Source organism: Hymenobacter sp. BT559 (genome assembly GCF_016427535.1).
In the GTDB taxonomy this organism is placed as follows: Bacteria; Bacteroidota; Bacteroidia; order Cytophagales; family Hymenobacteraceae; genus Hymenobacter.
In genome coordinates this window covers 738,764-752,372 of record NZ_JAELXV010000001.1, presented here as the reverse complement: position 1 = coordinate 752,372, position 13,609 = coordinate 738,764, and the positions used below count along the sequence as shown (strand labels likewise).

The window sequence follows — 13,609 nt, the reverse complement described above, 5'->3', positions numbered from 1 at the left end:
CGTGGCAGATGGCCGCGCATGAAGGCCACGCTGAGCCTGCCACCCACTGGCGCGGGGCACCTAGGTGGTACCAGCTGGCAGCTGCGCTACAATGCGTGCTACCACTTGCTCGGGCGTTTCGCTATTAGTCAGCTCAATGCGAATACCGTAGGTTGGCTTTTCAAGCGTGTCGAGCTGCGAGTCGAGCATCGAGGCTTTCATGTAATGGTTGGTGCGGCCTTCGAGGCGCGCTTCCAGCAGCTCGCGGCTACCTTCTAGGAACACCCACGTCAGGGGCAGCTGCTCGCCGGCTTGCAGGGTTTGGCGGTAGGTTTCTTTCAGGGCCGAGCACGCCAGCACGGCGCCGCCCGCGGCCTCCCACTCGCCTAGGTACTTGGCCAGCGAGGCCAGCCAGTCGTGCCGGTCGGCATCGGTGAGTGGGTGGCCCGCGGCCATCTTGGCCACGTTGGCGGCCGAGTGGAAGTCGTCGCCGTCGTAAAACGGCCGGCCGAGCTGTTTGGCTAGGAGTTCGCCGATGGTGGTTTTGCCGCTGCCCGACACACCCATGACGATGATGTTTGCTTGCTTCATGTAAACAGAACAAGGAACCAACGGCCAGTTTGTTCGGGCCGCTGGTTCCTTAGGCGCTTACGGCAGGGCTTAAAAAAGGGCTATCCTACCACCCTAGCAACTGGCACTAGGGCCACTACTTACAGTGGCCGCAGCAGCACCCGAGCCGGAGCCCCATCGGCCCCCACAATGAGCAGCGGTAAGCACAGCAACTCATACTCGCCAGGCGCGATGTGCTGTAGGGCTAGGCCCTCAATTACGCAGATGCCTGCATCGAGCAGGGCATGGTGGGCGTCGGCCTTGCCTACCGAAAGGTAATCTACCCCCACGCACACCACGCCGGCATCGCGCAGGTAGGCGGCGGCATCGCCATCGAGGGCCACAAAATCGGGCTGGAAGGGGGCGGTGCTCCATTCGCCGTCCGAGATGCGGGTTTTGAAGAGCAGCCGCGCGCCGGGCTTGATGCTGAGCTGCTGCACCTCAGCCAGGCTGATGCTCTTGGAGTCTTGGATGGCGACTACCGTGGCGGGGCCCATCAGGCGCCCTAGGTCGAGGGTAGTGATGTCGCCGCCGTCGCTGCTAAAGTGCAGGGGGGCATCGACGTGGGTGCCGGTGTGGCCGCTCAGGTGCAGCTCGGTTACGTTGGCCGCGTCGCCCCGGTCTTGGCTAAGGGTGCGTCCCACGGTCACGCCGAGGTTGTCGGGCCAGTGCACCATGTTGTCGCGGATGGGAGTAGTGGCATCGAGCCAGGGAGCAGGAATGGGCATGCTTTTAATTGTTAATTGTCAGTTATTAATGGTTAATTGTCATCACAGGCACAACAAAGTATCTCGCGTAGTGCAATCGTCATTGATTATTGCACCACGCGAGATACTTCGCTGCGCGCTGCATGACAGAACAGACTACCGATGGCTCCTAGGTTGCAGAAGCTTGGCAATCAGTCCAGTCCAACCGGTTTGGTGGCTGGCGCCGAGGCCGTAGCCATTGTCGCCATTGAAGTACTCGTGGAAGAAAAGGTTGTCTTTGAAATTGGGGTCGTGCTGCAGCATATCACTGTCGCCGAAGCAGGCGCGGCGGCCGGTGTCGGGGTCGCGCAAAAACAGCTTGGTGAGGCGCGCCGTGAGGGCGTCGGCCACGTCGAGCAGCGTCACATACTGGCCCGAGTGCGTGGGGTATTCTACCTTAAAATCGTCGCCGTAGTAGTGGTGAAAGCGCTGCAGCGACTCGACAATCAAGAAATTGATGGGCAGCCAGATGGGGCCGCGCCAGTTGCTGTTGCCCCCAAACAGGTCGTTTTGCGACTCGGCTGGCTGGTAGCCCACCGTGATGTCGGTATCGCGAAACACGTAGGGCTTGTCTAGGTACACCCGCGAGAGGCTGCGCACGCCGTAGTCCGACAAGAACTCGGCCGTGTCTAGCATGCGGTACAGCAGGCACTTGAGGCGATGGCCGCGCAGCAAACTCAGCAGCCGGGTAGCGGCCTGGCCAGGCTCTTGCCAGTGCGAGACTAACGAGGCCAACCTAGGGCGGTTGGCGAGCAGCCATTGCATGCGGGCCACAAACTCGGGCGCGGCCTTGAGCACCTCTTCATCAAGCACCTCTACCGCAAACATCGGAATCAAGCCCACGATGGTGCGCACTTTCAGCAGTTCGTGGCCGCCTTCAGGCGTGTTCAGGGCGTCGTAGTAAAACTCATCTGCGCTGTCCCACAAGTCGAGTTTGGTCTCGCCCACGTTGGTCATGGCCTCGGCAATGTAGAGGAAGTGCTCGAAGAACTTGCTCGCCATATCCTGGTACACGGGGTTGGTCTTGCTCAGCTCCAGCGCAATGCGCATCATGTTCAAGGCAAACATGGCCACCCAGGCCGTGCCATCGGCCTGCTCGAGGTAGCCCCCCACGGGCAGCGGCGCCGAGCGGTCAAACACCCCAATGTTGTCGAGCCCTAAGAAGCCGCCCTCGAAGATGTTGCGCCCGTCGCGGTCTTTGCGGTTGACCCACCACGTAAAATTGAGCAGTAGGCGGTGGAACATAACCTGCAAAAAGGCCGCGTCGCCGCCATCGGGGTGGTGCTTTTGTTCCATCTTATACACCCGAAACGTGGCCCAGGCGTGCACCGGCGGGTTCACATCGTCGAAGCGCCACTCGTAGGCCGGCAGCTGCCCATTGGGGTGCATGTACCAGTCGCGGGTGAGCAGCCGCAGCTGGCTTTTGGCAAACTCGGCATCAACCTGCGCCAGCGGAATGGCATGAAAAGCCAAATCCCAGGCCGCAAACCAAGGGTACTCCCAGGTGTCGGGCATCGAGATGATGTCGTTGGCGTCGAAGCTCATCCAGTCGGCGTTGCGGCCCTCTAGGCGCTGGGGTGGCGGGGCGGGCTGGCCAGGGTCGCCTACCAGCCAGCGCGGCACGTTGTAGTTATAAAACTGCTTGCTCCAGAGCATGCCAGCCAGGGCCTGGCGCTGTACGTTGCGGGCGTCCTGGTCAGCTATTTTGTGCTGAATCTCGGCGTAAAACTGCTCGGCCTCCTGTTGCCGCTGTGCCAACACAGCATCGAAGGCAGCGAAGGGCTCGGCCTGGCCCGGTGGACCTAGGCGCAGGCGCACTTGCCGCGTAGCCCCGGCCGCCAGCACCAGCGGGTAGTGCGCGGCCACCTTGGTGCCCGTGCGCGCCGGGTTCACGGCTTGCTGCTCGCCGTTGACTATATAATTATAAACACCGTCCTTGAAAAACTCGCCCGGCGATGGCCGGCCGTACAGCCGCTCGTCGTTGCTCTCATTGTCGCAAAACAACAGTTCGGGCTGCTCGTCAGCGTACCAGGCTAGTTCGGCTAATTCTTGGTGTAGCACGCGCACCGCACCTTCGGGCGTGGCCCCTAGGTTCGGCTTTTCGTCTTCGTAGCCCCAGCCCCAGGTATTACGAAACCACAGTTGCGGCAGTAGGTGCAGCGTTGCCTCGTCGGGTCCGCGGTTCACCACGGTTACCTGAATCAGCAAGTCTTCAACATCGGCCTTGGCGTATTCAATAAATACGTCGAAGTAGCGGCTATCGGCAAAAATGCCCGTGTCGAGCAGCTCGTATTCTGGGTCGTGGCGCGTGCGCTTGGCGTTCTCTTGCAGCAGCTGCTCGTACGGGAAAGCCCCTTGCGGGTACTTGTAGAGCATTTTTTGGTACGAGTGCGTGGGCGTGGCATCGAGGTAGTAGTACACCTCCTTTACGTCTTCGCCGTGGTTGCCCTGCGCGCCGCTCACCCCAAACAGTTGCTCTTTCAAGATGGCATCTTGCCCATTCCACAGGGCTAGGCCCAGGCACAGCAGCTGCCGGTCGTCGCAAAAGCCCCCTAGGCCCTCCTCCCCCCAGCGGTAGGCGCGGCTGCGGGCTTGGTCGAAGGTGGTGTAGTTCCAGGCGTCGCCGCCAGCCGAGTAGTCTTCGCGCACGGTGCCCCACTGCCGCTCGGCGAGGTAAGGCCCAAAGCGCCGCCACGGCTTCTTGTTAGCGTCAGCTTCGGCCAGGCGTTGGTGTTCAGGAGTCAAGGTCGAAAATAGTTAGGGTTAAGAAGCGCTTAGCAGCTATAGAAAACGCTTGTCATTGCGGGGAGGCACGACGAAATAATCTCACTGAAACGGAACCTAGGCAGGCTCGTCCTGATGTGATTACTTCGTCATGCCTCCTCGCTATGACAAACAAATCATAACAACTCTTGACTTATCCGCCCGCCTCAAAGCCGGGGTACAGCGTCATGCCGCCATCCATAAAGATGGTTTGGCCGGTGATGTAGTCGGCCTCGTCCGACACCAGCCAAGCGGCTAGGTTGCCAATGTCTTCGGGCACGCCCACCCGCTTGTAGGGAATGAGTTCCAGCAGCTTGGCTTCGGCCTCGGGCGTGCTCCAAGCCTCGTGGTTGATGGGCGTTTTGATGGCGCCCGGCCCGATGCTATTGATGCGGATTTTGTGCGGCGCCAGCTCCTGGGCGGTGCTCTTCATAAGTTGCAAAATGCCGCCCTTGGTAGCCGCGTAGTTGACGTGGCCGGCCCACGGAATGACTTCGTGCACGCTGCTCATGCAAATGATTTTGCCGGTGGCCTTGCTTACCTCGGGCTGCGGGCCGCGGCGCACAAACTCGCGGGCGGCTTCACGCAGCGTTAAGAACTGGCCGGTCAGGTTCACATTAATGACTTTTTGCCACTGCTCCAGGGTCATTTCCAGGAAGGGCGCATCAACCTGAATACCCGAGTTGGCCACCACAATGTGCAGGGTGCCAAAGCGTTCAATGGCCTGCCGAAACATATCCTGCAAATCGGCTTCGTCGCTGACGTCGGCCTGCACGGCAAAGGCGGTGCCGCCGGCATCGGTAATTTCTTTGACCACGGCATTAGCGCCGTCTTCGTCGTGAATGTAGTTGACTACCACGGCGGCGCCATGCGCACCTAGGGCCACGGCTACGGCGGCCCCAATGCCGGAGCTGGCACCCGTAACGAGGGCAAACTGCCCAGCCAGGCGGGGTGAAGAAGGAGTAGGCATAAAAACAGCGTATCGGAAAAAGCGGCATGCCCACCACGGGCCCGCGCTGCCTAAAGACGCGCTACAGCGAGTTGGGGTTTTGCTTCAGGTTATCGGCAGAAGCAGTTAGCAGGCGCATATCTGCCAGCGCGGGGCGATGAAATAGTGGAGTTAGTCGGCAGAATAGCAAGTGCCGCCGAGTCGGCCACGCTGCCCCCACCCTAGGCCGCTAGCTTTGGCAGCATCGCGACACTGCTTCTTAGTGAGCGGTGCAAGTATCACCTTACTTTTCAGCACTATGCGCATGCACTCTTTGCGGCTGGCCCTAGCAGTCACTGCCCTTGCCACTACTGGCCTTGTGGCCCGCGCTACCCCTTTAGTAGCCCCCACCCAAGACGCGCCCGCCCAAGCCCGCCAGGGCCGCGGCGACATGTTCAAGGACCTCAACCTTACGGCTGACCAAAAAACCAAAGTCGAAGCCCTGATGCAGGAGCAGCGCGCCAAAGGAGGCATGCGCGGCAACCAATCGGGCCCACCCACCGACGCCGACCGCCAGGCCATGCAAACCCGCCGCACCGAAATGGAGGCTAAACTCAAGGAAATCCTCACCCCCGAGCAGTTCACCAAGTACCAAAGCATGCGCCCACAGCGCGGCCCGCGCCCCAGCGGCGATGCACCAGCCAACTAGGCAGAGCCCTAGGTTGTCATCCACTAAAAAGCCCGCTAGCAACATTGCTAGCAGGCTTTTTGCTTGTCATTCGTGTTACCCCACCCCCGGCTCCCTGGCCCCTCCCCTCTAGGTCCAGCGGCTCAGGAACTGGGCGAAGGCTTCCTTATACTGCTCGCCCACGGGAATGGTCTCGGTGCCAATTTGCACCGTGAGGCGGCGCACCGATTCTATCTTGTCGAGCGCCACAATAAAGGAGCGGTGAATGCGCAAAAACCTACGCGCAGGCAGCTTTTCCTCCATTGCCCGCAGGCTCATTAGCGAGAGCAGGGCGCGGGGCGTGCTCTTGAGGTGCACCTTCACGTAGTCCTTTAGGCCTTCTACGTACAGTATATCATTGAGCGCCACCCGAATAAGCTGGTACTCTACTTTCAGGAAAATATAATCTTCCTCGGGCGTTGGAGCGGGAGCATTGCCTTCGGCCTGGCCCTGGGCTAGCTCGGCGTAAGCCTTGGCCTTATTGGCGGCGCGCAAAAACTCCTCGTAGTTAAAGGGCTTGACCAGGTAGTCTAGGGCATCGACCTTGTAGCCCTCGAGCGCATACTGCGGGAAAGCAGTGGTGAAAACGATGCGCGGCGCCGTGGCCTGCTGGCCCAGCACGCGCGCCAGCTCCAAGCCAGTCAGCTCCTGCATCTGAATGTCGAGAAAGGCTACATCAACCTTTTCCGTTAGCTCGTGCAGTCCTTTCAGAGCTTCTACGCCACTGCCGTAGCGGCCCACCAGCTTTAGAAAGGGTGTTTGCTCGATAAAGGTGCAGAGTAGGGCTAGCGCCAGGGGTTCATCATCGACGGCGATGCAGGAAACGGTCATAACTTATTGCAGCTTAATTATTACGCATTAAAATCCACTTCTATATTCAGTCATGCAGCGCGCAGCGGAGCATCTCACGTGGCGCAGTAATCAATCGTTCCCATACGTCAGCACGCGAGATGCTTAGGTGCGCACTGCATGACCAAATATCCCCTTTTTCTACGCACCCACCTGCAGGGCCAGTTGCACGTCAAACTCGTTGTCGGGCGTGCGCTCGGTGACGTGCAGGGCGTAGCGGCCGGGATAAAGCAGGTCGAGGCGGCGGCGGGTGTTTACGAGGCCAATGCCATTTGAGCCGGCTAGGTCGGCACCGGTTTTGGGCACCAGCGTATTGCGCACTTCTATTTCGAGGCGGTCGGGAGTGGGCTGCTTCAGACTGATAATGATGCGGCTGGCCTGGGTGGCCGCCACGCCGTGCTTAAAGGCATTTTCCACAAAAGGCAGCAAAATCATGGGTGCAATGAGCACTTCGCGCACCGGCTCAGGGTACTCGAACACCACCTGCACGCGGTCGGTGAGGCGCAACTGCATGAGCGTGATGTAGTCTTGCACAAAAGCCACCTCCTGGCTCAGTTGGGCCTGACCGGCAGCCGTGTCATAGAGCACGTAGCGCATCATGCGTGAGAGGCGGTGTAGAGCCGCCCGGGCGCGCTCGCCGTCGATGAGCGTGAGCGAATAGATATTGTTGAGCGTGTTGAAGAAGAAGTGCGGGTTAATTTGGGCCTTAAGTAGCGACAGCTCCGCCTCGGTGCGCTGCTGGTCGAGGCGCTCGCGCAGCTGGGCTTCGTGCTGCCAGTGTTGCACCACCGTAATGGCCGTGGCAATACCCAGCACCAGCAGGGTAATGAGCATGGTTACCAAATCGAACCGAGGGCCGCGCCAGCGGGGTGGCCCCGGTGGGCGACGTGGCAGGCCCTGGCTGGCATCGGCCGCGTGAAAGGCCTGGCGCATAAGTTCGGGCAGGTGCAGCGCATTTTCAAGGCCCCGGCTCAGCAGTTGAATAGTAGCAGCCATAAGCACCAGCACTACCACAAACCAGCCAGTACGCCCCTTTAGCAGCAGGCGCGGCACGCTCACGTAGGCCGTTAGGTAAAACACACCTACCCACAGCAGCAACAGCAGCCCCTGCCTTACCCAAAACTGCACGGGCAGGGCCATGCGGGCCGACATAGGCTGAAAAACGAGGAGCGTCAGTGCCAGCAACCCCCACGCTAGCACGTGGATGATGGGCGTGAGATAGCGCCGAAAAATGAAAGCAGGCATAGTCTACAGCAGATACTGCTTCAAAAGTACTGGCGAGGCCTACCCACCGGCGCATACTCCCGACTACCAGGCCAATTGTGCCGACTGCCACCGGCTTTTGAGGGCTGGCGCGGCTTGGTGTAGTGGTCGGCTTTAACTTAGCAGTTACTCTCTCCCACCCACTTTCCTTTTCCTGTGTTTCCTAGCTCTACGCTTACCCAGTGGTTGCGGCTGCGGGGCGGGGCGCGCCGAATGGTACGCCCGTGGCTGGTACTGCTACTGGGGCTGCTAGCCCACTGCGCGGCGGCTGCCCCCGAAGACACTCTTTTTGTCTCGCCCGCCCAGCCGAACCTTTTTTTGGAGGACCGCTTCTACAGCGTGCTGGAAGATACCAGCGGGCACCTGCCGCTGCGCGTCGTCAGCAGCCCGGCCTGGGCAGGGCGCTTCGCTACGCTCACCGGCACTGCCCCGCCCAACATTCAGCACACCAACAGCACGTATTGGTTGCGCCTCACAGTGCTGCCCCGCCCTACCCTCGTGCACGACTGGTACCTCGAGCTGTATGACCCGCACATCGGCGAAGCCACGCTCTTTCGGCCCCTAGGTCCTGGCCGGGCGGGCTATGACAGTCTCGTGACCGGCGCCAGCCACCCCTTTGCTAATCGCCCGATTTCTTACAAGAACTTCTTGTTTGACCTGCCGCAGCGGCCCGGGCAAGCGGCTACTTACTACCTGCGGCTGCATTCTGACACGCGCACCAGTTTCCGGGCCATGCTGCACAGCGGCCCCCGCCTCATTCCGGAGCTGAGTCTGCAGTACTGGCTGCTGGGCGGGTTCTACGGCATCCTGCTCATCATGCTGCTGTACAACCTCTTCCTATATTTCTTTCTCAAGGAAGATTCTTACCTCTACTACGTGCTCTACGTGCTGAGCGGGGCGCTGCTGTTCTTGTCAGAAGATGGCTTGGGCTTTCAGTACTTGTGGCCGAGTAGCCCGCTGTTCAACCACTTTATCGGAGCGGCGGCGCCGGTACTGCTGCTGCTCACCTTTGGGCAGTATGCACGCACTTTTCTCGACCTAGGGGCCCGGCGGCCGGCACAAGACCGCGCAGTGCGCTGGGTGGTGGCGCTGAGCGTGCTGCTGCTGGTGCTCGATGCCTGGGTGGTGCATTCGGGCTTTAGCTTTTGGCTGTATTTGCTGCCGTATGGCCTGCTCTACTACGCTGCTTGGTATGCTTACCGACGGGGGCTGCGGCCAGCGCGCTACCTGCTGCTGGCCCAGGCGCTAGTGGCGGGCAGCCTAGCCTTCCTCATCAGCCGCAAGCTGGGCATTGACTTCTATAACAATGCCTACACAGTCTACAGCCTCAACGTAGCATTTGTGTTAGAAGTAGTTATCCTCAGCTACGCGCTGGCCGATAAAATCAAGGGCATCATGGACACTACCCTGCGCACGCAGCGCAGCCTGCTCAAGCAGCTTCGCAAAAAGCACCACGCCCAAGACCAGCTTGTGGTACAGCTGCGCGAAAACCAAGCCCTAAAAGACCAGCTCAATACCGAACTCGAAGCCCTAGTGGCCCAGCGCACCGACGAGTTGCGCCGGCAAAACGATACTATTGCCGCCCAAAACCGCGAATTGTTGGAGCGCAATAGCCTGCTGGCCTTGCAGTCGGCGGCCATCGAACAGCTCAACCGCGACCTGCGGCTAGACTTACAAGACCAAAAAGCCGCCCGCATTCAGGCCCGAGAAGTTGACTTTGGTGAGTTTAGCCAGCTGTTTCCTGATAAAGACGCCTGCCTACGCTACCTAGCCGACCTGAAGTGGGCGCCCGGCTATCGCTGCCGCAAGTGCGGCCACGAGAAAAGCTGTGCCGCCCGCGAGCCCCACGCCCGCCGCTGCACCCGCTGCCGCTACGTAGAGTCGGCCACCACTGGCACCCTACTCCAGAAGTGCAAGTTTGCTCCCGAGAAGGCCCTCTATGCCGTGTTTCTGCTGCACGCCCACCGGGGCCACTACGCGCCGGCCGAACTGGCCCGCGTGCTCGAGCTGCGCCCGGCTACTAGCTGGGCCTTTGCCCAAAAAGTGTTGGCAGCGCTGCAGCGGCGCCAGCAAGCTGCCACCTACGAGGAAGGCGAGCCCTGGAGCCATGTGCTGCTGGAAGTAGAGCCCGAACTCGACAGTCAGGAGGCCGCCGAACCGCTCACCTCGCAGGCAGCTGGCTAGCGCCCTTCATTGCTGTTTTGAAAAGGAAGCTGACCTAGGCTGCCGCAGCAATCGTTTGCATCATCTTTTTTAGTGAAAATGCGCAAAATCTGCGTTGTTTTTTAGCCAGAGGCCTTCGGGAACCAGAAGCGCTCTTAGGTCTTAGCAGTGCATAAATAGGTACCTAGGGCGTGTGCAGTAAGCGTACAGCTACAGCACACATCCAGCCAAAAACGGCCTTCCAGGGGGTTTTTAAGGGGTTTTGAGGCTTGCATTTGCCAAACAAGCCGGCCTAGCTTTGGCCATCTTTTCCCACCCTGTATGAATCAAAATATCTACCGCACTGTGCTGCTTCGGCGCACGATGGTTTTGTTAGCGTGCGGGCTGCCGGTGGCGTGGGCAGCACCCGCTTTGGCCGCTAGCCTTGCTCCTACTGGTCCCGTACACATCGTGGCCACCATACCCGTAGCGGGCCGCGTAACGGGGGCCGATGGCACGGGCCTACCCGGCGTCACCGTCTTGGTGCGCGGCACCAGCACGGGCACCTCCACCGGGCCCGATGGCAGCTTTAGCCTGAATGCCCCCGAGGGCAGCACCCTCCTCTTCAGCTTCGTGGGCTTCGTGTCGCAGTCGATGGTAGTGACCACCGCCAACGCGAGCGCGCTCAGCATTAAGCTCGTCGAGTCGGCGCAGGGCCTCAACGAAATCGTAGTAGTGGGCTACGGCACCCAGGAGCGCGCCGACGTGACGGGCGCCATCTCGTCGGTGTCGGGCCGCGACATTGCCAGCCAGCCGGTGGCCGACCCTACGCAGGCGCTGCAAGGCCGCGTGGCCGGCGTCACGGTAACCCAGAACTCGGGCGCGCCGGGCGGGGCAGGCGGCACATCAGTGCGCATTCGGGGCGTATCGTCGGCCGGCAATAACTCGCCGCTGTACGTGGTGGATGGCTTCCCGCTGCCCTCCAACGATGCCAACTTTAATGGCGTGGAGAACCAGCTCAATTCCATCAACCCTAATGACATCGAGAGCATTGACGTGCTCAAGGATGCCTCTGCTACGGCCATCTACGGGGTGCGGGCGGCCAATGGCGTCGTCATCATCACGACCAAGCGTGGTAAGGCGGGCACGGCTAATATTTCGTTCGATGGCTACCGCGGCTTCCAGCAGGTGTGGCGCAAGCTCGACTTACTAAATTCCCAGCAATATGCCGTCATCAACAACGAGAGTTTAATTGCCAAGGGCGACCCTATCAACCCGAAGTACGCCGACCCTAGCGCGCTGACCACGAACACCAACTGGCAGGATGCTGTCTTCCGGCCCACGGCTGTTATTCAGAACTACACCTTATCGGCCACCGGGGGCAGCGAGAAGGCGCGTTATGCCTTGTCGGGCAGCTACTTCCAGCAAGATGGCACGCTCATTGGCTCGCAGTTTGAGCGCTTCACCATTCGGGCCAACGGCGACTTGCAGCTCAACAAGTACGTGAAAGTGGGCAACAGCTTGGCTGTGACGCACCAAGAAGACCGCCAGCTTAACACGGGCAACGACGAGTTTGGAGTGCTCAACAACGTGCTTCAGACGCCGCCTACCGTGCCGGTCTACAACCCCAACGGCACCTGGTACGAACCCACCGCTACCAACGATAACTACGTAGAGCCTAACCCGGTACTGCAATCACTGATTACGCACTCCAAGTTTGTGCGCAACCGCATTATCGGCACGTTCTTCGCCGAGGTCGAGCCACTTAAGGGCCTGCGCTTCCGCACCAACGTGGGGGCTGACCTCATTTTTGATAACAACAACGGCTTCACGCCGTCCCTAGGCCCCAATTCGCCCCGAAACTCGATAGCGGGCGCTTATTCCTCCAGCAACTACAACCCGACGTATCTCATTGAGAATACGCTGACCTACGACCGCACTATTGCCGACAAGCACCACCTGACGGTGCTGGCGGGGCAGTCGGCGCAGCAGTTTCAATACACCTACCTATCGGCGGGCCGCTCGGGCTACATCAGCAACCAGCTGCAAAACATCAATGCTGGCCCGTCGGCCAACCCAAGCTACCCCATCACCAACGGCGGCGTGGGCATCGAGCCTACTACCGACAAGCTGGCCAGCTACTTCGGGCGCCTCAACTACGAGTTTGCGGGGAAGTACCTACTCACGGCCACGGCCCGCTACGATGGCTCGTCTCAGTTCAGCACCGGCAATAAGTTTGGCTTCTTCCCGGGCGCGTCTATCGGGTGGCGCATTTCAGAGGAAAGCTTTATCAAGGACGTGCCGGCCATTAGCAACCTGAAGATTCGGGGCGGCTATGGCAAAGTGGGCAACCCCCTGAATGCCGGGCGCTTTGCTTACCTGGCCACCATCAATACGGGTATCACGTACCCGTTTGGCAACCCGCCCGTAGTGCTGAATGGTGCCGGCCCTACCCGCGCCCAAAATAGCGGACTGCGCTGGGAGGATAACTACCAGGCGAACCTCGGCGTGGACCTAGGGCTGTTTGAGAACCGCATCGAGCTGACGGTGGACGTGTACAACCGCCGCTCGCCCAACCTGCTCGCGCTAGTGCCGGCCTACTACGTGTCGGGTACCTATGAGTCGGTGCCGACTAACGCCATTTCGGCCTACAACCGCGGTCTCGATTTGTCTATCAACACCCGCAACCTAGTGAGCGACGGGGGTGTAAACTGGACGACCGGCCTCACGTTCTCGACCTTCAAAAACCGCATCAGCGACCTCAATGTAGCCCAGCCCTTCAACGGCGTTACGACCCGCACGGGCACGGCCATTGTACGCTACGACCAGGGCCAGCCTTTCGGCGCCTTCTACGGCTACGTAGCCGATGGCCTATTTCAAACACCTGAGGAAGTGCGCAATGCGCCGGTGCAAACGGCGGGCAGCAACCCCGGCACCAGCACCGCCCCTGGCGACATCCGCTTCAAAGACCTGAACGGCGACGGCCAGATTACCGACGCCGACCGCACCTTCATTGGCAGCCCTATTCCAGCCTTCACCTACGGCATCAACAACACAGTTAGCTACAAAGGCTTTGACCTCAACGTGTTCATACAGGGCTCGCAGGGCAACGACGTATACAACCTCAACCGGGTGTACACCGAGGGCGGCCTCTACAGTAATGGCAACAGCAGCACCCGCGTGCTCGGCCGCTGGACCGGCGCCGGCACCAGCAACGACGTGCCCCGCGCCGTAGCCGGCGACCCCAACCTAAACCTGCGCGTGAGCAGCTACTTCATCGAAGACGGCTCCTACCTACGCGTTAAGCTGCTGACACTGGGCTACAACTTCCCCAAAACGCTGATTAACCGCTTTGCCGGCCAGACGCTGCGCGTGTACGTGAGCGCTCAAAACTTGCTCACGCTGACCAAATACAGCGGCTTCGACCCCGAGTTAGGGTCGGCGGGCCTCGACCGGGGCATCTACCCCCAGTCGCGGGTGTTCCTGGCCGGCTTGAACATTGGTTTTTAAGCTAGTAAATAGATTTTGTCATTGCTTCGTCATTCCTCCTCGCAATGACAGCCGTTTGTTTTGACAAACACTCCTTCTTTCGTTTTCCCACCC

General features: G+C 60.1%; 9 protein-coding genes. 3 read left to right on the top strand and 6 right to left on the bottom strand.

Translation table 11 applies throughout. The annotated features are described in order from the left end of the window. Nucleotides 1-60: 60 nt before the first annotated feature. The 4 genes from JAO77_RS03110 to JAO77_RS03095 form a co-directional block, all read right to left on the bottom strand. The gene (locus JAO77_RS03110) at nucleotides 61-570 is read right to left on the bottom strand and encodes a gluconokinase (protein WP_198988814.1); all 510 of its coding nucleotides are present in this window, start codon (nucleotides 568-570) and stop codon (nucleotides 61-63) included. Nucleotides 571-689: 119 nt separating this feature from the next. Beyond that, nucleotides 690-1,316: a cyclase family protein gene (locus JAO77_RS03105; RefSeq protein ID WP_198988813.1), complete on the bottom strand. Its 627-nt coding sequence runs from the start codon at nucleotides 1,314-1,316 to the stop codon at nucleotides 690-692. 135 nt (nucleotides 1,317-1,451) lie between these two features. Continuing rightward, on the bottom strand, nucleotides 1,452-4,079 hold the full coding sequence (locus JAO77_RS03100; RefSeq protein ID WP_198988812.1) for an MGH1-like glycoside hydrolase domain-containing protein: 2,628 nt from the start codon (nucleotides 4,077-4,079) through the stop codon (nucleotides 1,452-1,454). A 172-nt stretch (nucleotides 4,080-4,251) separates the two neighbouring features. Continuing rightward, nucleotides 4,252-5,067, bottom strand: a complete 816-nt coding sequence (locus JAO77_RS03095; RefSeq protein ID WP_198988810.1) for an SDR family oxidoreductase — start codon at nucleotides 5,065-5,067, stop codon at nucleotides 4,252-4,254. Between the two features lie 277 nt (nucleotides 5,068-5,344). Here JAO77_RS03095 and JAO77_RS03090 point away from each other — a divergent pair, with 277 nt between their 5' ends. Further along, entirely contained in the window at nucleotides 5,345-5,734 is a 390-nt protein-coding gene (locus JAO77_RS03090) for a Spy/CpxP family protein refolding chaperone (RefSeq protein ID WP_198988808.1), read from the top strand. A gap of 108 nt (nucleotides 5,735-5,842) precedes the next feature. Here JAO77_RS03090 and JAO77_RS03085 read toward each other — a convergent pair whose 3' ends face one another. Then, entirely contained in the window at nucleotides 5,843-6,583 is a 741-nt protein-coding gene (locus JAO77_RS03085; protein WP_198988806.1) for a LytR/AlgR family response regulator transcription factor, read from the bottom strand. 159 nt (nucleotides 6,584-6,742) lie between these two features. Beyond that, nucleotides 6,743-7,846 (bottom strand): sensor histidine kinase, encoded by a 1,104-nt coding sequence (locus JAO77_RS03080; protein ID WP_198988804.1) that lies wholly within the window; start codon nucleotides 7,844-7,846, stop codon nucleotides 6,743-6,745. A 174-nt stretch (nucleotides 7,847-8,020) separates the two neighbouring features. Between JAO77_RS03080 and JAO77_RS03075 the strand changes: the two genes are divergently transcribed. Then, entirely contained in the window at nucleotides 8,021-10,048 is a 2,028-nt protein-coding gene (locus JAO77_RS03075) for a 7TM diverse intracellular signaling domain-containing protein (RefSeq protein WP_198988802.1), read from the top strand. A gap of 300 nt (nucleotides 10,049-10,348) precedes the next feature. After that, nucleotides 10,349-13,516: a SusC/RagA family TonB-linked outer membrane protein gene (locus tag JAO77_RS03070; protein WP_198988800.1), complete on the top strand. Its 3,168-nt coding sequence runs from the start codon at nucleotides 10,349-10,351 to the stop codon at nucleotides 13,514-13,516. The last annotated feature ends 93 nt before the right edge of the window (nucleotides 13,517-13,609 follow it).

Bases quoted from the DNA above. Each gene is read 5' to 3' on its own strand.
- JAO77_RS03110 (WP_198988814.1), bottom strand. From the start codon at position 570: ATGAAGCAAGCAAACATCATCGTCATGGGTGTGTCGGGCAGCGGCAAA.
- JAO77_RS03105 (WP_198988813.1), bottom strand. From the start codon at position 1,316: ATGCCCATTCCTGCTCCCTGGCTCGATGCCACTACTCCCATCCGCGAC.
- JAO77_RS03095 (WP_198988810.1), bottom strand. From the start codon at position 5,067: ATGCCTACTCCTTCTTCACCCCGCCTGGCTGGGCAGTTTGCCCTCGTT.
- JAO77_RS03090 (WP_198988808.1), top strand. From the start codon at position 5,345: ATGCGCATGCACTCTTTGCGGCTGGCCCTAGCAGTCACTGCCCTTGCC.
- JAO77_RS03085 (WP_198988806.1), bottom strand. From the start codon at position 6,583: ATGACCGTTTCCTGCATCGCCGTCGATGATGAACCCCTGGCGCTAGCC.
- JAO77_RS03080 (WP_198988804.1), bottom strand. From the start codon at position 7,846: ATGCCTGCTTTCATTTTTCGGCGCTATCTCACGCCCATCATCCACGTG.
- JAO77_RS03070 (WP_198988800.1), top strand. From the start codon at position 10,349: ATGAATCAAAATATCTACCGCACTGTGCTGCTTCGGCGCACGATGGTT.